Annotated in this window: 18 protein-coding genes and 3 pseudogenes; 8 read left to right on the top strand and 13 right to left on the bottom strand. The window is 66.9% G+C overall.

The window, feature by feature from the left end; all coding sequences use genetic code 11:
- Positions 1-23: 23 nt before the first annotated feature.
- Positions 24-971 carry an IS481 family transposase gene (locus ABUE11_RS10160; RefSeq protein WP_367065231.1) on the top strand — a complete coding sequence of 316 codons (948 nt, stop codon included), beginning with the start codon at positions 24-26 and terminating at the stop codon, positions 969-971.
- Positions 965-1,429, top strand: a pseudogene (locus tag ABUE11_RS10155) (DUF3363 domain-containing protein); the annotation flags it as partial. The gene ABUE11_RS10160 and the pseudogene ABUE11_RS10155, both read left to right, overlap by 7 nt.
- 4 nt (positions 1,430-1,433) lie before the next feature.
- On the opposite strand, the gene ABUE11_RS10150 reads toward ABUE11_RS10155, so the two are convergent.
- Positions 1,434-2,197 (bottom strand): IS5 family transposase gene (locus tag ABUE11_RS10150; protein WP_367065164.1). Its coding sequence is split into 2 segments (ribosomal slippage): positions 1,434-1,882 and positions 1,882-2,197, totalling 765 coding nucleotides; the frame shifts between segments, so codons are not numbered across the junction.
- A gap of 55 nt (positions 2,198-2,252) precedes the next feature.
- Between ABUE11_RS10150 and ABUE11_RS10145 the strand changes: the two are divergent.
- Positions 2,253-2,666, top strand: a pseudogene (locus ABUE11_RS10145) (DUF3363 domain-containing protein); the annotation flags it as partial.
- A gap of 194 nt (positions 2,667-2,860) precedes the next feature.
- Here the strand turns inward: ABUE11_RS10145 and ABUE11_RS10140 are convergent.
- From ABUE11_RS10140 to ABUE11_RS10105, 8 genes are all read right to left on the bottom strand, one after another.
- Positions 2,861-4,780, bottom strand: a complete 1,920-nt coding sequence (locus ABUE11_RS10140) for a cation-translocating P-type ATPase (protein ID WP_201395654.1) — start codon at positions 4,778-4,780, stop codon at positions 2,861-2,863.
- A gap of 106 nt (positions 4,781-4,886) precedes the next feature.
- Positions 4,887-5,123: a heavy metal-associated domain-containing protein gene (locus ABUE11_RS10135; RefSeq protein ID WP_367065230.1), complete on the bottom strand. Its 237-nt coding sequence runs from the start codon at positions 5,121-5,123 to the stop codon at positions 4,887-4,889.
- A gap of 110 nt (positions 5,124-5,233) precedes the next feature.
- Positions 5,234-5,986, bottom strand: coding sequence for a Crp/Fnr family transcriptional regulator (locus ABUE11_RS10130; protein WP_201395652.1), 753 nt, complete (start codon positions 5,984-5,986; stop codon positions 5,234-5,236).
- A gap of 39 nt (positions 5,987-6,025) precedes the next feature.
- Positions 6,026-6,535, bottom strand: coding sequence for a hypothetical protein (locus tag ABUE11_RS10125; RefSeq protein ID WP_201398550.1), 510 nt, complete (start codon positions 6,533-6,535; stop codon positions 6,026-6,028).
- A 98-nt stretch (positions 6,536-6,633) separates the two neighbouring features.
- Positions 6,634-7,611, bottom strand: a complete 978-nt coding sequence (locus ABUE11_RS10120) for an FAD:protein FMN transferase (protein ID WP_201395651.1) — start codon at positions 7,609-7,611, stop codon at positions 6,634-6,636.
- Complete coding sequence (locus tag ABUE11_RS10115; protein ID WP_201395650.1) at positions 7,592-9,802, bottom strand: PepSY domain-containing protein; 2,211 nt, start codon at positions 9,800-9,802, stop codon at positions 7,592-7,594. Before ABUE11_RS10115 ends, ABUE11_RS10120 begins: the two co-directional genes overlap by 20 nt.
- 10 nt (positions 9,803-9,812) lie before the next feature.
- A complete protein-coding gene (locus ABUE11_RS10110) occupies positions 9,813-10,289 on the bottom strand; it encodes a DUF2271 domain-containing protein (RefSeq protein WP_201395649.1) in 477 nt (158 codons plus the stop codon).
- Between the two features lie 29 nt (positions 10,290-10,318).
- On the bottom strand, positions 10,319-10,729 hold the full coding sequence (locus ABUE11_RS10105) for a PepSY domain-containing protein (RefSeq protein ID WP_201395648.1): 411 nt from the start codon (positions 10,727-10,729) through the stop codon (positions 10,319-10,321).
- A gap of 259 nt (positions 10,730-10,988) precedes the next feature.
- Between ABUE11_RS10105 and ABUE11_RS10100 the strand changes: the two genes are divergently transcribed.
- From ABUE11_RS10100 to ABUE11_RS10080, 5 genes and pseudogenes are all read left to right on the top strand, one after another.
- Positions 10,989-11,543: a sigma-70 family RNA polymerase sigma factor gene (locus ABUE11_RS10100; protein ID WP_201395647.1), complete on the top strand. Its 555-nt coding sequence runs from the start codon at positions 10,989-10,991 to the stop codon at positions 11,541-11,543.
- A gap of 15 nt (positions 11,544-11,558) precedes the next feature.
- Positions 11,559-12,026, top strand: coding sequence for an anti-sigma factor (locus tag ABUE11_RS10095; RefSeq protein WP_201395646.1), 468 nt, complete (start codon positions 11,559-11,561; stop codon positions 12,024-12,026).
- Positions 12,023-12,484 (top strand): Spy/CpxP family protein refolding chaperone, encoded by a 462-nt coding sequence (locus ABUE11_RS10090; RefSeq protein ID WP_201395645.1) that lies wholly within the window; start codon positions 12,023-12,025, stop codon positions 12,482-12,484. Before ABUE11_RS10095 ends, ABUE11_RS10090 begins: the two co-directional genes overlap by 4 nt.
- Positions 12,485-12,607: 123 nt before the next feature.
- Positions 12,608-13,087 (top strand): hypothetical protein, encoded by a 480-nt coding sequence (locus ABUE11_RS10085; protein ID WP_201395644.1) that lies wholly within the window; start codon positions 12,608-12,610, stop codon positions 13,085-13,087.
- A gap of 81 nt (positions 13,088-13,168) precedes the next feature.
- Positions 13,169-13,622 (top strand): annotated as a pseudogene (locus tag ABUE11_RS10080) (DUF3363 domain-containing protein); the annotation flags it as partial.
- On the opposite strand, the gene ABUE11_RS10075 reads toward ABUE11_RS10080, so the two are convergent.
- From ABUE11_RS10075 to ABUE11_RS10060, 4 genes are all read right to left on the bottom strand, one after another.
- Positions 13,601-15,973 (bottom strand): xylulose 5-phosphate 3-epimerase, encoded by a 2,373-nt coding sequence (locus ABUE11_RS10075; RefSeq protein WP_201395643.1) that lies wholly within the window; start codon positions 15,971-15,973, stop codon positions 13,601-13,603. The pseudogene ABUE11_RS10080 and the gene ABUE11_RS10075 sit on opposite strands and share 22 nt — an antisense overlap.
- 83 nt (positions 15,974-16,056) lie before the next feature.
- Complete coding sequence (locus tag ABUE11_RS10070) at positions 16,057-17,265, bottom strand: acetate/propionate family kinase (RefSeq protein ID WP_201395642.1); 1,209 nt, start codon at positions 17,263-17,265, stop codon at positions 16,057-16,059.
- A 54-nt stretch (positions 17,266-17,319) separates the two neighbouring features.
- On the bottom strand, positions 17,320-17,793 hold the full coding sequence (locus ABUE11_RS10065) for a cytochrome c (protein ID WP_201395641.1): 474 nt from the start codon (positions 17,791-17,793) through the stop codon (positions 17,320-17,322).
- A 48-nt stretch (positions 17,794-17,841) separates the two neighbouring features.
- Complete coding sequence (locus tag ABUE11_RS10060; protein WP_236598208.1) at positions 17,842-19,008, bottom strand: lipid A deacylase LpxR family protein; 1,167 nt, start codon at positions 19,006-19,008, stop codon at positions 17,842-17,844.
- Positions 19,009-19,013 lie beyond the last annotated feature (5 nt).

The raw sequence follows: 19,013 nt of genomic DNA, 5'->3' as shown, positions 1-19,013 counted from the left end.
CAGCTTTCTTCAGGACTCCCCGGATGAACATCCACAAGAATGCCTCATTGACGCCCAAAGGGCGAGCACACTTGATGCAAGAGATCGATCGCATTGGCCTGATGCCGGCGGCCGCGGCCGCCGGCATCAGCACGCACACGGCCCGCAAGTGGCTACGTCGCTACGCGGCCGAGGGCGCTGCCGGTCTGATCGATCGTAGCTCGCGGCCCCGGCGCAGCCCCCGACGCAGCCTGGCGAGCAAGCTCGAGCGTGCCGTGGCGCTGCGACGAATCCAGCGATTGACCTATGAGCGCATTGCCGAGCGCGTGGGCTTGTCGCGCAGCACGGTGGCGCGTGCCTGCAAGGCTGCCGGCGTTACCCATCTGCCTGCCCTGCAGCAGGCGGTGCCTGTGCGGCGCTACGAGCGCGCAGCGCCTGGTGAGCTGCTGCATCTGGACACCAAGAAACTCGCTCGTTTCGACAGACCGGGGCACCGCGTCACGGGTGACCGCACCCAGAACACGCCACATGCGGGCTGGCAAGCGCTGCATGTGGCCATCGACGATCACTCGCGTGTGGGCTTCAGCCTGGTGCTGGCCGATGAGACGGCCAAGAGTGCGTGCACCTTCGTGCTGGCGGCGCTGCGCTACTACAAGAGCCTGGGCGTGAAGATCGAGCAGGTGATGACGGACAACGGCTCGGCCTACAACTCGCGCCGCTTTGCCAAACTGCTGCGCCGCCTGGGCATCCGGCATATCCGCACCCGCCCGTACACGCCACGCACCAACGGCAAGGCTGAGCGCTTCATCCAGACTCTGCTGCGCGAATGGGCCTATGCGTTCGTCTATCCCAGCTCAGAGCTGCGCGCCCGTGAGTTGGCTCCTTGGATGTACCACTACAACTTCAACCGGCCACACTCTGCTACTTCCGGCAAACCGCCCATCACACGCCTCGGCTTCGATGGAAACAACGTGGTGAGAAACTACATCTAGTCATCGACGGCGTGGACGGCAAGGCCCACTACGTCGCGCTCAATGCCCGCGACGAGCTGGCGAACTATCCGACTGGAGCCGTGGTGGAGGTGAAAGGATCGGCCGACGTGCGCGCGGCCGACAAGAACATCGCCGCGCTGGCGAGCGATGGCCTGTACCGCGCCGACCATCACCTTGCCATCGCGCAGGGCCAGGCGGTGCCTGGCCGCGATCCGCAAGAGGTGGTAGCAACCCACGTCCGCCGCCTCGAAGCCCTGCGCCGCGCAGGAATCGTGGAGCGCGTGGCCGAGGGACTATGGAAGGTGCCAGACGACCTGGCCGAACAGGGCCGCCGCTACGACGCACAGCGCCTGGGCGGCGTGGCCGTGGAACTGAAATCGCACCTGCCCATCGAGCGGCAGGCCCGCGTGATCGGAGCCACCTGGCTCGACCAGCAACTGATCGGTGGTGGCTTAGGGCCTGTTAACACATCCGAAGCCCATCAGCGACGAGTACAAAGCTGATGAAGCCGAGGAACATGATGTCGAGTTTCTCGAACCGCGTGAAGATGCGCCGGAAGCCCTTGAGGCGGCGGAATAGACGCTCAACCTCGTTGCGGCGCTTGTACATCTCGCGGTCGTACTCCCAAGGCTCGACGCGGGTACGCAGCGGTGGCACGACGGGGATGTAGCCCAAATCGAGCGCCAACTGGCGCGTCTCGTTGCCCTCGTAGGCCTTGTCCATGAGCAGGTGCAGCGGCCGGTTCGGGGCGCCCAGGCTGGCGAGCAGTTCGCGCCCTTGTGGGGCATCGCCGGCCTGGCCCGGCGACAGTGAGAACGTTATGGCCGTTCGAGCATCCGCGGCAACCATATGAATCTTGGTTGTCCATCCACCTCGAGACTTGCCGATGGATTGGGGGCCGTTTTTTTTAGCGCGCCCGTGCCGTCTGGGTGCACCTTGATGCTTGTGGAGTCCAGTGACACCGCCTCGATCTTGATGCGCACAACCTGAGCCTTCTGCAGTTCCTCGAACATTCTGTCGAGGACCCCAGCCTTGGTCCAGCGGTTCATGCGCGTGTAGATCGTGTGCCAGTTACCGAAGCGCTTGGGCAGTCCACGCCACTTGCAGCCATGCTCGGCTACGTAGAGGATGGCGTTGACGACCTGCAAGTTGCTCAGGCTGACGTTTCCTCGCTGCGTGGGAAGGCAGTGCTCGATCTTGGCGAATTGTTCTGGCGTTATCTCCATGGCTGCCAGTCTGTGCCATGGCGGGCGCAAAAACAATTAGTGTTAACACGCCCTAGGGCTGGGTGGCCTGGGCTTTGGTAGTGAGGTCAAGGACGCACTGCAGAAGCGGGTCGATTTCCTCGCCGAACAGGGACTGGTCGAGCGACGCGGCCAACGCGTCATCCTCGCCCGCAATCTGTTGAACACGCTGCGCAGCCGCGAACTGGCCCAGGTCGCGAAGGATATTGCCGCCGAAACTGGCCTCGAGCATCGCCCGGTGGCCGACGGCCGGCGCGTGGCGGGGATCTACAGGCGTTCCGTCATGCTTGCCAGCGGACGCTACGCCATGCTTGATAACGGCATGGGGTTCAGCCTGGTGCCGTGGAAGCCGGTGATCGAGCAGCGGCTGGGGCAGCAGATTGCGACGACTATGCGCGATGGCGTTGCGTCGTGGGATATGGGGCGGGGACGTGGGATGTCGATCAGATGAACTGAGCGAGAACATAACGTGCAGTCTCAAGCTGCAAGAGGGTTTTGTGCCCATTAATTTCGTCCTTTCTTGTTTCTGAATTCATCGAACACTCAGGTTCCGGCAAGATTCTTGCGGCAGTGCAGCGGCTGGGATGGGAGCAAGGCCTCTGGCACCGAGATGCCAGAGGCCGAGGCAACGATCATGTGCACCGCTCAAATGGATGGAGCCGACTCTCTCGCCACTGTCGACAAGGGCGCTGAGTGCGCCGGTGTCGCGCGCCGCAGCAGCCGCATGGCATTGGCAATCACGATCAATACCGAGCCTTCGTGGAACAGCATGCCGGCGGCCATGGTCACCCCACCCATCAGCACACCGGCCAGCAGGAGGCCGACGGTCGCCAGAGCGATGACGATGTTCTGGCGGATGTTGGAGAGCGTGCGCCGCGCCAGCGAGATGGCCTCGGGCAGCTTGAGCAGGTCGTCGCCCATCAGCGCGATGTCGGCGGTCTCCACCGCCACGGCCGAGCCGGCTGCGCCCATGGCCACGCCGACGTCGGCGGTCGCCAGCGCCGGGGCGTCGTTGACGCCGTCGCCGACCATGGCGACGACGTGGCCGGCGCGCTGCAGGTGGGCGACGATGTCGAGCTTGTCCTCGGGCAGCAGGCCGGCGTGCACCTCGTCGATGCCGGTGGCGGCGGCCACCGCATCGGCCACCGGCTTGACGTCGCCGGTGAGCATGACGACCTTCTTCACACCCGCCTTGTGCAGCGCGGCCACCATGGCGGCGGCGTCGCGCCGGATCTCGTCGGCCACGGCGATCACGCCCAGCACCTGGTCGTCCACGGCAACGATCATGGGCGTGCGCCCCTGGGTGGCGAGTTCGTGTGCCTGGCGGTCCGCGCTCACCGTATCGGCGACGCCAAACTGTTCGAGCAGGGCCAGGTTGCCAATCAGCACCCGCTTGCCATCGACGTGCGCGGTGATGCCCTTGCCGATCACAGGCTCGATCTTCTCGGGCAGCGCGGCCACCGCGATGCCTGCTTGCTCCGCCGCTTCCAGGATGGGACGAGCCAGCGGATGCTCGGAGCCGGCCTCGGCGCGAGCGGCCCAGGCCAGCACCTGGTTCTTGTCCATGCCCGGGGCCAGCGCCACGACGTCGGTGAGCTGTGGGCGGCCCTTGGTCAGCGTGCCGGTCTTGTCCACGGCCACGACGTCGATCTTTGCCGCGGTCTCCAGGAACTCGCCACCCTTGATCAGGATGCCGTCGCGCGCCGAGCGGCCAATGCCGGCGACGATGGATACGGGAATGGAGATTACCAGCGCCCCGGGGCAGGCCACCACCAGCAGGGTCAGGCCCAGCACCACGCTGCCGCTGATGAGGCCGGCCAGCAGCGCCAGCACGACCACGGCGGGGGTGTACCAGGACGAAAACCGGTCCATGAATTTCTGCGTGCGCGCCTTGGCGTCCTGCGCGTCTTCCACGCGGTGAATGATGCGCGCCAGCGTGGTGTCGGCGCCGATGCCGGTGGCCAGCACCTGCAGGAAGCCGCCGCGCGAGAGGGTGCCGGCAAAGACGTGGTCGCCCTTAGACTTCTCCACCGGGATGGATTCGCCCGTGATCGACGCCTCGTCGAGCGCGCCGGTGCCGGCGATCACCTCGCCATCGACCGGCACCTTGGCACCGTTCTTCACCAGCACCACCTCGCCCATGGCGACGCTGGCGGCGGGGATTTCCACCTGCTCGCCCTTGCGCATCACCACGGCCGTGTCCGGCGCCACGGCGATCAGCTCGGCCAGCGCCGCGCGGGTCTTGTTCAAGGTGGCCGATTCCAGCGCGTGACCAATGGCAAACAGGAAGGTGACGGCCGCCGCCTCCCAATACTCGCCGATGATCAGCGCGCCGATGGCGGCAATGCTCACCAGCAGGTCGATGCTGATGTGGCGCACGGCGAGCGCACGCACGGCGTTGCGCACGATGGGCGCGCCGGCGACGATGGCGGCGGCGACCATCAGCCATTGGGCCGCGAGGATGGCGCCGTAGCCCTTGGAGGCGGTGAATGAAGCCAGGATCAGCAGGCCGGACAGGGCGGGAGTCGTCCAGCGGCCGTTGATCCATGCGTTGATCTTGTTCATGGGGTTGGCCTCCAAAGGTGGTCAAGCGGGACAGGGGCAGCCGCCACCGCCGGGCGCGGCGGTGTGCTGCTCGTGGAGTGAGCGGCGCGGGGGCCGTGGTGGTGCGTCAGAACGCCGAGGCGCGCGCGGTGTAGCCCACCTTGGCGACGGCGGCGATGAGATCGTCCGCGCTGACGGTCTCGGGGTGGTGATCGACTTCAATGCGCGCCGACGCGAAGTGCACCTTGACGTGGCTCACGCCAGCCATCGCACCGACGCTTTTCTTGATCTTCGTCACGCAGGATGGGCAGGAAAAGCCCTCGGCGCGCAAGGTGGTGCGGGTGTTGCTGTTGGTGTTGGTCATGGTTTTCTCCTTGTATGACGGTCTGGTTGAGGGATGCCTTCACTGTAGGCAGACCCGCCGGATTGCTCCATGAGAAACGTCAATCAACAGCAGCCGACTTTGGCGCTGACTCAAACCATGCCGTCGCGCACTTGCTCCAGGCGCGCTGCATCGACGATGGCGACCCAGCGCCGGCCGGCGTCGATCCAGCCCGCGCGCTGCCACTGGCTGAGCAAGCGGCTGACCGATTCGGTGGCCGCACCGGCCATGGCGGCCAGGTCCTCGCGCGCCAGCGGCACGTCCAGCAGCATGGCCCCGTTCCAGCGCTTGCCGGCCTTGTCGGCAAGAACCAGCAGCAAAGCTGCCAGGCGCCGCTCCAGCGGCGCCCCGGCCAGTATGTGAATGGCGTGCTGCGACTGCGTCAGCCGGTGCGCTACGCCCTTGAGCGTGGCCACGGCGACTTGCGGAATTTCTTGCAGGATGGCGTCGTACTCAGGTGCATCCAGGCCCAGCAGGCAGGCCGGCGTCAGGGCGGTGGCGCTGTCGACGTAATGCTTTTGCCCCAGCACCGGCAGGGCGCCAAAGAAGTCGCCAGGGGTGAGCAGGTCGATCAGCGACTCGCGCCCATCGGCTGCCAGACGCGTGGTCTTGACGGCGCCGATGGCCACCACGTACAGATGCGTCGCGGCATCGCCCTCAAGGTAGATGGATGCGCCGGCGCCGACATTCCGCGCATGGCAATGCCGGTTGACCTGCGCCAGCTGCTGCGCATCGAGGTCGGCAAAAAGCGGCACTTTTTGGCAGACGGCAATGCGCATGGCCAGCGAACAGGCCTGTGGGTCAGGGTCCGGCATGGACAGGGGGATGTGGCGGCGTTTGTTCATGGCCTCACATCATCGCGCACGCTGTCGCCGGGCCGCCCCTCACGCACCGGCCGCATCTACGCGCGCCGGCTGCTGCGCCGCGGCCACCCAGTGCAGGCCCTCGCCCTGGCTGAGGTAGTAATGGCCGTCGGGGCTGATCACCACCGCATGGGGGGCAATCGGGTCGAAGAAGTACTGCCAGCCGAACCCGGGCATGCCGGCCTGGGCCGCGTTGGCGATGGCCTGCCAGGGCGCCGTTGCCGTTTCCGCTGCTGGCTGGGCTGCGGCGATCCAGCGCAGCCCCTTGCCGCGACTGAGGTAGTAATGGCCATCGGGGCTGATGACGACGGCGCGCGCTGCCTGCGGGTTGAAGAAGTATTGCCAGCCATGACCGGGCGTGCCCGCCTCGGCTGAGTTGGGAATGGCCTGCCAGGGTGCGTTCAGCGCTTCGATGCGCTCGGCGCGGCTGGCGTGGCGCTGCGTGCGATCAGCGTGATCGCCGGCCAGGGCGGTGTTGCCCATCAGGGCGGCGGCGATGCCGATAGAGGCGATGGTGGTGGCGACTTGCATGACGTTCTCCTTGAGGTGCACTGCAGTCACGATCGACTGTGGCTGCAGTTTGCGCCGGTGCCGGTGAACTGACGCTGAACGCGTCATTCACCGCGCGTTCATGCCGTACCCGCCGGTGCGGCTGCGGCGAAGCGGCCCGAGCCCAGCTCAACCAGTGCCTCGCCCCGGCGCAGCAGCCACAAGGCCTCCAGGCCGTGCCGATGCGCCAGCGCCAGGCCCTGGCCAGGGCCTGCCACCAGCAAGGCGGTGGCCCAGGCGTCGGCATCGATGCAACGGGGCGCCAGCACGGTGACGCTGGAGACGCCGTTGTTCACCGGCTTGCCGCTGCGCCCGTCCATGCTGTGCGCCAGGCGTGCCTGGCCCACCTGGACGAAGTGCCGGTAATCGCCCGACGTGGCCACGGCCAGATCCTGCAGCTCGATCACGCCGTGCGCGGCGCGCAGGCCTGCACGCGGGCTCTCCAGTGCCACCGCCCAGGGCGCGCCACTGGCCTGGGGGCCGATGGCGCGCAGCTCGCCGTCCAGTGCGACCAGGGCGTGGCACACGTCGTGTCCGGTGAGCACGGCACACATACGATCCACGGCATAGCCCTTGGCGATGCCGCACAGATCGAGCTGCAGTGGCGAGTGCTTGCGCGCCAGGCCCGCGGCCAGATCCAGCTCAAGGGCTTGCGGTGTCGGCAGGCGTTCGGTATTGCGAGCGGCGCGGATGGCCTCGGCGTCCGGCGCGTCGCGTGCCGCGCCAAAGCCCCAGGCATCGACCAGTGCGCCGACGGCGGGATCAAACGCTCCGTCGCTCAGGCGGCAGACTTCGAGCGCGCGGGCCAGCACCTCAAGGATCTGCGCCGGCAGTGCCAGCCAATCGCCTACCGGCGACCGGTTGAGCTGATTCAGTGCGCTTTCCGGCTTCCAGGGCGACATCTGGGCATCGACTTGTACGACCGCTTCAGCCAGCGCCTGGCGCAGCGCATTCGCGTCCAGCGCCGGCGGCACGTCGCAGCTCACGGCCCAGCGCGTGGCCATGGTCGGCCCGTGCAGTTGCAGCCGGTGCAAGGGCTCAGAACAGGTCTTCGGCATAGCGCCCCTTGGCTTTCAGCGCGTTCACGTCGAGGCCCAGCGGCGCCAGCAGCGCATCAAGCACCTGGGTCACGCCCTGGGCCATGGGGCGGCTGCCGCACACGCGCACGGCGGCGCCGGCGGCCAGCAACTTGCGCAGGCGTTCGGCGTCGCGGTGCAGGACTTCCTGCACGTAGCCGCCGCCGGGCACGCGCGAGAAGATGGTGTTGACGCTGACCACGCGCTGCTCGGCCTGCCAGCGCTCGATCTCGGCCCCAAAGTAGTAGTCGGTGGCCGGGTCGCGCGCGCCGAAGTACAGGTGCATCGGCGTGCGCCCGTCGTTGCGCCGGATGAAGCCGGCCAGTGGCGCCACGCCGGTGCCGGCGCCGATCAGCAGCACGCTCGGCGGCCGACCGCTGAGGGCAAAGCCCGGGTTGGCGCGGATGAAGGCCTGCGTGCTGTCGCCCGGCCTGAGCCCCAGCAGGTGCGTCGAGCACACGCCGTCGGGCCATTGGCGCACGCATATTTCCAGAAAGCCGTCGGCGCTGCCCGACGCCAGCGAGTAATAGCGCGCCACCGCGTCCCCCGGCGGCACGATGCCCACCAGGTCGCCCGCCTCGAAGCGGCCCAGGCCGCGGCCGAGCAGACGCGCAAACCACGGCTGGCGTGGCCAGGCAAAGCGCAGGATGGCCGTGGGCCGATCGGCCTGTCCGGGGTAGTCGCGCCGCTCGACCAGCGTCAGCGCGGTGGTGGCGGGCAGGCGCGGCCGATAGACTATCGCCAGCGGCTGGCCCAGCGCCTTGGCCAGCGCCTCGCCCCAGCGGGCGAATTGTTGCGCCGACTGTTGGTGGATCAGCTCCAACGGCAGTAGCGCGGGATGGCCCTGGGCGCGCAGCGCCTGGTCGATTGCGTGAGCATAGGCGCAAAACGCCGGGTACTGGCGATCGCCAAAACCCAGCACTGTCACCGGCACCGGCTCGCTGCTGCGGCCCTGCGCGGCGATGCGCTCCAGAGCATGGCGCGCATGCGCCGGCGGCTGGCCATCACCATGCGTGGCCGCCAGGACAAATACCTGGCGCGCGCCCGGCGTGATCTGGAAGTGCTCCAGTGCACCGCTGTGCACGCGCCGCCCGGCCTGCACCAAGGCTGCATGCAAGGCCTGGGCAAAGCCCCAGGTGCTGCCGCCCTCGCTGGCGACGAAGATCAGCACGTCGGCCTGCTGCAGCGCGCTGTTGTCATCGATGCGTATGGAGTTCTGCCGAGCCTGCCACCAGATCAGCACTCCGCTCAGCCAGAACAGCAACACGGAGAGGCCCGCGAGGCCCATCACGACGGCCCACGGCCAGGCGCTCTCGCCGGTGTGCAGTACCCGAGCCCAGTGGTCCAGGCGCTGCGCCAACGTCGCGTCCTGCCAAGCCAAGGTATCGCCGCTGTGGCGGTCGATCCAGCCCTGGCCGCGCGTGGTCGCCACCTGCCAGGTGTCGGTGGGGTCGCCCGCATCGGGGAGGTTGACGCGGCGCAGCTCGCCGACGCCGAGGTCGCGCAGCAGCGGCAGCTGCGCAGGCGTCAGGTCGGCCCCCGCGCCGGCGCTGGAAACAACGTCGGGCTCGGACCCGGCTTCCAGCTCGAGCAGGCCGAGGGTCGAGGCGCTCATGGCGAGCGCCGTGATCGAAGACAGCAGCAGCAGGGCCACGACCACCCGGCCCGCCAGCACGTGCAGGCGCTGCGCCAGCGTGCCGCGCACCCGGCCTGCCACATGGTGCCAGCCGCCCATGCGGCGCAGCAGTAGCACCAGGCCTGAGATCGAGAGCAGCGCCATGGCCAGCGCCGTCGCCGCCGCGCCCCAGCGCCCGCCATCGCCCAGCAGCAGCGCGCGGTGCAGGTTCTTGACCCAGCGCGGCATGCTGGAGGGCTGGTAGTTGCCAAGCAGCTGGCCGCTGCTTGCATCGACGTAGCGCGCCTGCGCTTGGTCGCCGTCGAAGCCGAAGGCGGCGACGGCGCCCGAGGGCAGGCGACGGATTTCCTCGACGCCGGGCATCACCTGCTGCACCTGTTGCACCAGCGTGGCCACCGGCAGGTCGGCCGGTGCTGTCGGCGCCTGCCAGGCCTCTTGCACCGGGTCCAGGGCCAGCAGGGCACCGGACAGGCCCAGCACCAGGGCCACGGTGCCCAGGCTCAGACCCAGCCATCGGTGGACGGCTTTCCAGTTCATGCCTTGCTCCTTACTTCAGCTGGAAGCTGGCCGACTGGATGTACTGCTTGCCCGCCTGCGCCTTGCCGGCGTTGGCCGCCGTCAGGGGCAGCCGCACCTCGGAGGGGCTGTCGCGCATGTCCTCCACGGCGGCGTCGATGCGGATCTCGTAGCCGGCGTCGATCAGCGCGTCGGCCAGATCGGCCGTCACCTTGAGCGTGCGGCCCGCGCCGACGCTGGCGCCGGTCACGCCCTGCAGGCGCTTGGCATCGCCCGCCGACAGGCGGTTCCAGTCTGCCAGGTGCTTGTAGTACTTGGCCTTGCCGCCGGCCACCCAGAGCGTGCCGGCGTAGGCGCCCTTGGCATCGGTCAGGTAGACTGCCAAGTAGGCGCCGTCGCCGCCGTAATTCTTGAGCTGGGTGGCGATGGTGACTTCGCGCGCCTGGCCGAGGGCGGGCACGGCAAGCGCGCAGGCTGCGGCAATGGCGGTGATCAGGGGTCTGGACATAGGGTTCTCCTGGAAAGAGGGGAGGCGATTCATTGCACCTGGCCGCGCGGCGCGCTGCCCGGGGTAAAGAGGGGTGAGGAAGGGGCAGTGTCCGCATCCTGCGGCGTGTGGTCGCGCCGGCGCTCGCGCTCCCGCTCCCGGTCCTTGTTGTGGTCATCGCGCTCGCGCAACTTGATCTTCAGCACCTGCAGGGTCTCAGGATCGAGCTTGGCCTTGAAGCGCCGGCCCTGGACGTCAGTGCCACGGATTTCGTAGCAGCCGTCGTCAATCTTCAGTCGCTCGATCTGCCAGCCCTGCTGCGCCGCCATCTGGCGCACCGCCTCGCGCGACTGCCATCGCGAGGCCGGGGCGTCGCAGTCGCTGGATGCCACCGCCGGCAGCGCCGCGACGGCCAGCACCAGGGTGGCCAGCCGGGGCTTGAAGTGTGGGTTTCGTTTCATCGTCGGTTCCTTTCACAGCATCAGAGCTGTTGATGCCAATAATTTTGACTAACCGGGGGTGAATCAACACTGAACCTTCTGTTCACCTCGTGTTCATCCGATTAAGGCAATGGTCAGTTCACGTTGCCACATGCCGCCATCGGACGTATTGATGAGAAGCATGAAGCGAACCGCGAGTCTTGCTGGACTGACGAAGACGGGTTCGTCAGGGCTTGCCCGAAGATGGAACTTTTGCGCGCCCCGCTCGTTGACACTGGCAATGCCCCCCTTGAGCCAGCCCGATGAAGCCGACTGCATTGCCCGCGCCCAGCGCGGGGAGGTTGCGGCGTTCTCTGAGCTGGTGACGCGTTACCAGGATCGCATCTACCGCTTTCTGGTGCGCATGACTCGGTCACAGGAGGATGCGCGCGAATTGACCCAGGAAACCTTTCTGAGCGCCTACCAGGCGCTGCCCCGCTGGCGCCCGCAGGCGCAGCTGTCCACGTGGCTGTTCCGCATCGCGCGCAACCAGGCGCTGGACCGGCTGCGTCGCGCGCGGCACCTGGAGTTCGTGGCGTTGGATGACGCGCTGCATGAGCAGGTACCGGCGGATACGCCCACGCCCGAGGCCATGCTGCAGGCGCGCCAGCGCATCGCGGAGCTGGAGCGCGCGCTGGCGCGGCTGTCGGTGGAGCACCGTGAGATCCTGCTGTTGCGCGACATCGAGGACATGCCCTACGAGGACATTGCCGAGGTGCTGGGCATTGGCCTGGGCACCGTCAAATCCCGCATCGCCCGCGCGCGCGCCGGGCTGCTGCAGCACATGCCACGCTGACCGTAAGGAGCCACCATGACCTGTCCTCGCACCGAAGATCTTTCCGCCCTGGTCGACCACGTGCTGTCTGCCCGGCGGCAGGCCGCGCTGCAGCGCCACCTGCGGGCCTGCCCTGTCTGCAGCCGGCAGCTCGATGCGCTGCGGGCGCTGCGCCAGGAACTGCTCGCCCTGCCATCGCCCACGCTGGGCTTCGATCTCGCGGCGCAGCTGCAGGAGCGCCTGCGCGACCGGCGGCCATCGCGCGCCGCCAAGCCCCGGCGTGCCGGCTGGGACCTTCTGGGCTGGATGCCCACGGGCCTGGCGGCTGGCGCGGCGCTGGCCTCGGGCCTGTGGCTGGGCGGGCTGCTGCTGGGCACGGGGGCAGCCATTCCTACCACGTTTGCGGCCGCCGACCCCGCCATGGCGCGCGTGTTCGACCCCGTGCCGCCGGGCGGGCTGTGCGCCGCCACCGAGATTTGCCGACTGCCAAGGAATCTGCCATGAAACACCCCACCTGGATCCGCACCCTGCTGGCCGTCTCGCTGGCGCTCAACCTGGGCATTCTTGCGGCGCTGGTGCTGCGCCCTGCCCGCGTGGCGCCACCCCCAGTGTCGGCCGTGAATCTGCCGGACTACCTGGCGCTCACGCCCGGGCAACGCATGCGCTGGGACGCGCTGGAGGCGCCGTTCCTGCACGACCTGTCATCCAACTGGGACGACATACGCCACCGCCGCGAAGCCCTGGTGCGCCACATCTTCGCTCCCGCACCCGACCGTGCGGCCATCGACGCCGAGCAAGCCGCCATTGCCCGCCTGCAGGCCGCGCAGCAGCAGCGCGTGATCACCCAGTTGCTGGCCGAGCGCGAGTTGCTGGATACCGCCCAGCGCGAGCGCCTGCTGCAGCTGTTGCTGGGTCGCTACGCGCAGGAGGCGACGGAGGAGGAGCTGCTGCACCGCAAATAGGGCCGTGCACCAAAGATGCAAAACACATGGAACATTCAGACGCGCGCTTCGTTGAAGAGGGCAAGGCAGCCAGGCAACCCGCACGGCCACCTTGCATGGTTCAACTTTCAACGGAGCATTTCCATGAAACAACTCACCACACTGCTGCTGGCCGCCGCCCTGGCAGTCCCTCTGACCTCGATGGCCGCGAGCGCGCACGACAGCCACGGCAGCGCCGAAACCCACCAGTTGCAACTCAACGCCGGCAAGAAATGGGACACCGACGCGCCGCTGCGCCAGGCCATGACGGCCGTCCATGCATCGGTGACGAAAATCCTGCCGGCGGCTCATGCAAACAAGGCCACGGCGGCCGACTACGACGCCTTCGGCAACGCCGTCGGCCAGCAGGTCGCCTACATGGTGGAAAACTGCAAGTTGCCCCCCGAGGCGGACGCCCAGCTGCACATCATCGTGGCCGACCTGGTGGCGGGCGCCGAGGCCGCCCAGGGCAAGCAAGGAGAAGGCAAGCGCGCCGCCGGCGTGGTGCAGGTCGCGCAGGCCTCCAACGCCTACGGCAAGTATTTCAGCCACAGCGGCTGGAAGGCCGTCAAGCTGCCCCATTGAAGGACATGCCACGCAGGGTGAGGGTATGCCCAAGGCAGGCCCATTCGCCCCCGTGCAAAGTGTCTAGCCACGTTCGGGCACTTGGAGGCACCACGCCGTACCAGCATCATGGAGCGCGTAGTCGAAGGACTGTGGAAGGTGCCGGACGATCGGCCCGAGCGTGGCCGTCAGTACGACGCGCAGCGCCTGGGAGGCGTGACCGTGGAACTGAAATCGCACCTGCCCATCGAGCGGCAGGCCCGCGTGATTGAGGCCACCCGGTTCGAATGGCAGCAGGGCGGGCCTGAGCAACCTGGGCTCCGGTGGTGAAACCAAGCAGGCGATGCAGCAGCGCGCCGACTCCCTGGACGAACAGGGACTGGATAAGCGGTGCAGGCGATGCGTGATCCTGGCATGCAACCTGCTGGGCACGTTGCGCAGTCGAAAACTGGCGCAGACCGCGAAGGACATCGCCTCCACCGGCCTGGAGCTGCCGGGGCACTTCATGACCGGCACAGGATTCGCATACCTGACTCACGGGCTCAATAGATCTTTGGGATCGCCGGTGCCATCAAGAGCCGCGCGTTGTGCATTGTCGAGCAGTGCTTTGCGATTCCAGCCGACCATGGTCGCTGCGGCATCCACCGTATGTGCCCAGGTGCAGCGGTTGGCGAACAGCATGCCGGGGACATCGAAGGTGCCGCCGCGGCTGATGTAGCCGAGGGCATGCGTCTTGGTCGGGCCGTTGTCGATGCGGCGCAGAATGCCGAGTATGGGCTCGGGGCGCGTGTGGCTGAGGATGACGCGCGGCAGGCCTTGCGGGAACAGCGCGCTGACGGTGGCGTCGTCATCGACGAATTCCGCTTCCATGGCATCGCGCGGGATGCGCAGGCGGCCAGGTTCCAGGATGACGGTGACGCAGGCGCGCTTGTCCATCCCGGCAAGGTGCTGCTGCGCCTTGATCGCCTCGTCGAGTTGGTAGGCACCCAGCGCGATGAGCTGCACTTCGGCCTCGGCGGGGTCACCGATCAGATGGGCCGCGCCGTCACGGATCAGGCGTTGCGCCGATTCGGCATCGAAACGGTTCTCCACGTCGCGCTTGGAAACGATGAGGCAGGCCAGTTGCCCGCGTCCGGCATAGACGTCGCGCAGCGCGGCGACGGCGGTGTTGCCATCCACTGGGAACAACACGCGCGAGGTGTCCGACATCTCGCCCAGCAGCGCTTCGCCAACGGTCGGGTCTTGGTGCGACTGTTCGTTTTTGGCGTTCTCCCAGGTGTGCGAGGTGACGATGAGTGGCACCGACAGCCAGCCGGCGGGCCGGTCGACCTGACGCAGGTGGCGGGCGAAGATGATTTCCTGCCGCATCAGGCCGAGCATTTTTACGGCGAAGGCCTCGTAGCTGACGATCAGGTTCAATCCACCCTTGTTGCCGAGTGCGGCGGCGGCCACGGCCTCTTCGTTGAGCGCGGTGATGACGGCGCCGTGCAAATCCTCAGGCACACCGGGTTCGGGCTCGTTGACGCGGTGCTTGAGCAGCGCCAGCGTGCCGCCCATCTTGTTGCTGGCCAATTCGTCAGGGTTGCCGATGCGCATGCGCAGCTCGGGATTGGCTTTGGCGAATTCAACGAACCACTGATCCAGCGCCGTCATCGCACTGCCTTCGCTGCCTGATATTTCCCAGCGCGGTTCGGGCAGCCTGGGCGCAGCGGGGTGGCGGTGCGCCATCGGATGCGCGCTTTCCAGCGGGCGCTGCTGGGCGGCGTGGGTTGCGAAGGCGGTGAGCGCGGCGTCGAGTTCAGCCGGCGCAACGAACAGTGCCGCCGCGCTTTCGTTGAACCGCCCACGCATGGCGGCATCCGTGTGGGGGTTGCCGCCCAGCGGCAGGTTGTGCGCGGCGTTGCTGCCAGCACCGGGAAAGCCGAAGCCCTTCTCGGTCTCGGCGATCACGTAGGGGAGGGGCGCCGGATACCGACGATCCGGGCTGGCGGCAAACGCCCGCAGCGCGCCCTCGGATTCGACAATCGCCCAAGCGATCGCGGCCGGGTCGCGGCCATCGACGATCACCGGGTTGAAGCCGTTGTGGCGCACGTCTTCGGCCAGCCATTGCGCACCCCCTTCCTGCATGATCTGGGTGCGCTGCTCGATGCGGCGGCCGTTGAGGATCATCACCGGCACAGCGAAGCCGCTGTCTTGCGCGCGCCACCAGCGCGGCGCCCAGTCCGGGCCGCGCTGCTCCTCGAAGGCGCCGTCGCTGAGGAATGCGACCAGCGATTCACCAGGCAGCGGCATGTGGATGTACTGCAGTTCGGCGAAGCCGAGGTAGCCGCCTTCAGACACGGCGCCGGCGGTATTGGGGCCAGCATGGCTGCCCAGCGGCACGGCCGGGCGGCCTTGCGCATCGATGGCATAGGAATAGAAATCGGCACACAGGCGCGACAGGCCTTCCTCGCTGCGGTTGTAGCGGCCCCGCTGCGCGGGCGAGACATCGCCGGTCAGCGCATTGACGGCTTCGATGGCGGCGACGCAATGGCCCTGGCCCATGATCCAGCCGCGCGTGCTGCCGGTGAGCACGTTGGCCAGCAGGTAGCCGACGAAGGCCTGCACCATGTTCAACGAGCCGCCGATGTGGCCTTCGGGCGTGGGCTTGAAGTCTGCGTCTGACAGCGCTGCGCCGGAAAGATCGATGCGGCGCGCATAGGTCATGTGCGCGACCACGTTCATGGCCACGCAGCTCAGGCGGTCGGCGGCGGCAAGCAGGGTGTAGGCCGTCGTCTCGTCGGCAACACGGCCTTCAGCAATCAAACGGGTCACCAGGATTTCCATGCGTTCGACGGTCTCGTCGCCATGGACGATGGGGCCGTGGCCGGCAAGCCAGAGCTGGCGGATGGTGGAAGCAGTGGTCATGCGATTTCCCCTCTTTTATGTCGATGAATCCCTGCGTGGCTACAGAGTCAGTTGAGCTGAACGCGCTCGGCCTGGCTGGGACATCACGCGGCGCCCATCAATTCCTGCGTATAGCGCGCGGCGATCCATTCCTCGTTGGTAGGCTCCACCGCGACCAGCACGCGGCTGTCGGTGGTGGAGATGACCGGGGCATCAATGGCGTTGGCATCGGCATCCAGCTTGATGCCGGCAAAGGCCAGGTCGCGGCAGACGCGCTCGCGCACGAAGGCGTTGTGCTCACCGACACCGGCAGTGAACACGAGTAAATCCAGGCCACCAAGGACTGCGGTCAGTGCGCCAATCTCCCGCACGATACGGCGCACGTAGAGCGCCAACGCGATGCGGGCGCGTTCGCCGATTTCGCCGGAATCGCTCTCGTGCTTCACCACCACGCGCGGTTCGGCCGAAATCCCGGAAACACCGAGCAGGCCGGACTGGTTGTAAAGCGTGCGGCCCACTTCTTCCAGCGAGAGCTTTTCGATCTCCATCAGATAGAGCAAGGCGCCCGGATCGAGCGAACCGGCACGGGTGCCCATCATCAGACCGTCGAGTGCGGAAAATCCCATCGTGGTGGCGATGCTTTGCAGGTTCTGCATTGCGCACAGGCTGGCCCCGCTGCCGAGGTGTGCAACGATGGTGCGGCCGCGCGCCAGATCCCCGTGGCGCTCGGGCAGAACGTGGCTCATGTAGTCGTATGAAAGGCCGTGAAAGCCGTAGCGGCGCAGACCGCGTTCCCAGGCCGAGTACGGCAGCGGCAGGATCTGCTCCACCTTCGGCACCGTGCGGTGAAAGGCTGTATCGAAACACGCTACCTGAACAATTCCGGGCCACTGCTCGAACAGCAAACTCATGGCCTTCAGGGGAAAGGGTTGATGCAACGGCGCCAAAGGAATCAAGGCCCGCAGCTCCGCGATGGTGCCATCGGTCACCACGGTTGGCTCGAAGTACCTGCTGCCGCCATGGACGACACGATGCGCGATGGCCACGATGCGGCGGCCATCAAGTCGGGCCACGATGCGCGCTTGAATCAACGCCAGAGCGGCGGTGTGAGGGTGTTCGTGATCCAGATGGATGCGCTGCTGCGCAGTGCCACTGTCGCTGTACTCAGGCGCGGGCCCAGCAATCCCTTGCACCTTGCCGTGCCACAGCGGCTGGCGCGGCAACAGGCACGCCTGTGCATCGAACAAGGCGAACTTGATGCTTGAGGAGCCGCAATTGAGCACCAGGATGAGGCTCGGTTGTGAGTTGCTCATCGTGACGCTCCCAATCGTGATGTTCCATGCAAACCGATCTGGGACAAGTGCGTGTCAGCGGTGCCCATAAAACTGCTCCACGAACGATTGCCGGAAGCTTTGGTGGCAAGCGAGGCAGCTTTGCTGCGTCTTGGAGAATGCGGCGATCACGGCCTGGCCGTCGCCGCGCTTGGCGGCATCCCCCATGGCGCTCGCAGCGTCCTGGACCTGCCCGTCGAAACCCCGAAACTTCCCGGCATCCGTGCCAAGCCAGCCAAGAATGCGCATTTTTTCGCCCAGGGGTGGCTCGGCATGCTTGGCGATTTTTGGCGCCAACTCGGCGACCAGCGTCCATTCCTCCTTGGAAATCGCACCGGTAACGGCTTGCATGTCACGGCCAAGTCGCTCCATGACGCTGCGAAGCGCCATCGGCTTTGCAGCCTCGGCGGACTGCGCGCCCTGTCCCGTGGCGGCGGTAGCCAAGGCTACCGACAAGGCGATGGTCAAAAGCTGTCGAGGGTTCAAGAGGTGACTCACGGGATTCTCCATGGAGGTTGTTGGTGAATGCTTCGCAGGCGGGCGCGTGGCTTCGGGCTTTCAAAATTCCATGCTCAGCGCAATCGATCCGAAGGCGTGATGGCCGATCTGCTGGTCGAACTCGCGGGTTCTCCAGACGCGCATCACGGCAAGCCGCACGCCATGCCCGGCAACAATCCATTGGCTGCTGATGCCAATGGCTGCCTGAGCGACCCAGGGCCGTCGACTGACGTGATGGCTGTGCCGAAACAGATTCCCGTCGAGCGAGAAATCCCAGGCAACGGCTTTGGCCTCCAGATTCAGGAATGCATGCGCTCCGGGTTTGGGCGCGCGCGCTGATTGAGGCTCTGTTCTGCGCAGGTCGGAAACGCCCGAGGGCGGGCGGTTCTCCGCGCCGGGACGAATCGGATAGCTGCCGAAGTCATTGGGGATGTTCCAGCCAGCACGCAGCTCGACACCGGTGCTGGCTGCGGTTTCGATGTTTCCGATCCGCAGGGCATAGCTGCCGATCACGTCGCCGCTCCACCCCGGCCGGACGGCACCCTCTGTGTACGACTTGAACTTGCGCTCCATCGCCATCTGGAACGCGGGTTCGTTGCGCAACTGGTTGTCCCAGCCGCGAAAACGATCGATGCCCCGCACCCGATGCACCAGATCCTGCGATTGCTCCGCCAACGACCAGGGGCCAATCACACCCAGGGTCAGTTCGCGCACATCCAGCATTTCATAGCTGGCGGCCTGTGGGTGGACGCGGCGATTCCATGCCAAGCCCAGGTACAGCAGGCCGGCGTATGGGCGATCGTCGGAAATCAGATCGGTGCGCGTCTTGTCCTCGGGCGTGTACATGGACTGACCGAAGCGCACGACGATGTTTTGCGATGCCGACTGGGCGCCGGAGTCGCGCCAGAACTCGGGATCAGCCCAGCCGATGAAGCGGGTGTACCAGGCAATCGGTTGGGGTAGACACTCCGGGCGGAGCGTGCCTTGCAGATCGCGCGAAACCACGCTCAGCGCCACACCGTTGGTGTAGTTGCGGTCGGTGCCCGTGAACAAATCGTTCTCCAGGCGCAGCGTGCCACCGCGCCAGTGCAAGGTTTGCTCCGGTGTACAGCTTTCATTCTGGCTTGGCTGCAAGGGCTCAGCGGCACGACCGACTACGGTGGCGGTGACGGCCGAACTTGCCAGGAGCAAAAAAGCGAGACAAGACACCTTGCTTGCGTAAGCCATGCCAG

This window comes from Oryzisolibacter sp. LB2S, from assembly GCF_040732315.1.
Classification (GTDB): domain Bacteria; phylum Pseudomonadota; class Gammaproteobacteria; order Burkholderiales; family Burkholderiaceae_C; genus Alicycliphilus; species Alicycliphilus soli.
The sequence above is the reverse complement of the archived record's forward strand: the minus strand, read 5'-3'. Positions and strand labels throughout refer to the sequence as shown.

Coding starts and splice junctions, on each gene's coding strand:
- ABUE11_RS10160 (WP_367065231.1), top strand. CDS start 24: ATGAACATCCACAAGAATGCCTCATTGACGCCCAAAGGGCGAGCACAC.
- ABUE11_RS10140 (WP_201395654.1), bottom strand. CDS start 4,780: ATGAACAAGATCAACGCATGGATCAACGGCCGCTGGACGACTCCCGCC.
- ABUE11_RS10135 (WP_367065230.1), bottom strand. CDS start 5,123: ATGACCAACACCAACAGCAACACCCGCACCACCTTGCGCGCCGAGGGC.
- ABUE11_RS10130 (WP_201395652.1), bottom strand. CDS start 5,986: ATGAACAAACGCCGCCACATCCCCCTGTCCATGCCGGACCCTGACCCA.
- ABUE11_RS10125 (WP_201398550.1), bottom strand. CDS start 6,535: ATGCAAGTCGCCACCACCATCGCCTCTATCGGCATCGCCGCCGCCCTG.
- ABUE11_RS10120 (WP_201395651.1), bottom strand. CDS start 7,611: ATGCCGAAGACCTGTTCTGAGCCCTTGCACCGGCTGCAACTGCACGGG.
- ABUE11_RS10115 (WP_201395650.1), bottom strand. CDS start 9,802: ATGAACTGGAAAGCCGTCCACCGATGGCTGGGTCTGAGCCTGGGCACC.
- ABUE11_RS10110 (WP_201395649.1), bottom strand. CDS start 10,289: ATGTCCAGACCCCTGATCACCGCCATTGCCGCAGCCTGCGCGCTTGCC.
- ABUE11_RS10105 (WP_201395648.1), bottom strand. CDS start 10,729: ATGAAACGAAACCCACACTTCAAGCCCCGGCTGGCCACCCTGGTGCTG.
- ABUE11_RS10100 (WP_201395647.1), top strand. CDS start 10,989: ATGCCCCCCTTGAGCCAGCCCGATGAAGCCGACTGCATTGCCCGCGCC.
- ABUE11_RS10095 (WP_201395646.1), top strand. CDS start 11,559: ATGACCTGTCCTCGCACCGAAGATCTTTCCGCCCTGGTCGACCACGTG.
- ABUE11_RS10090 (WP_201395645.1), top strand. CDS start 12,023: ATGAAACACCCCACCTGGATCCGCACCCTGCTGGCCGTCTCGCTGGCG.
- ABUE11_RS10085 (WP_201395644.1), top strand. CDS start 12,608: ATGAAACAACTCACCACACTGCTGCTGGCCGCCGCCCTGGCAGTCCCT.
- ABUE11_RS10075 (WP_201395643.1), bottom strand. CDS start 15,973: ATGACCACTGCTTCCACCATCCGCCAGCTCTGGCTTGCCGGCCACGGC.
- ABUE11_RS10070 (WP_201395642.1), bottom strand. CDS start 17,265: ATGAGCAACTCACAACCGAGCCTCATCCTGGTGCTCAATTGCGGCTCC.
- ABUE11_RS10065 (WP_201395641.1), bottom strand. CDS start 17,793: ATGGAGAATCCCGTGAGTCACCTCTTGAACCCTCGACAGCTTTTGACC.
- ABUE11_RS10060 (WP_236598208.1), bottom strand. CDS start 19,008: ATGGCTTACGCAAGCAAGGTGTCTTGTCTCGCTTTTTTGCTCCTGGCA.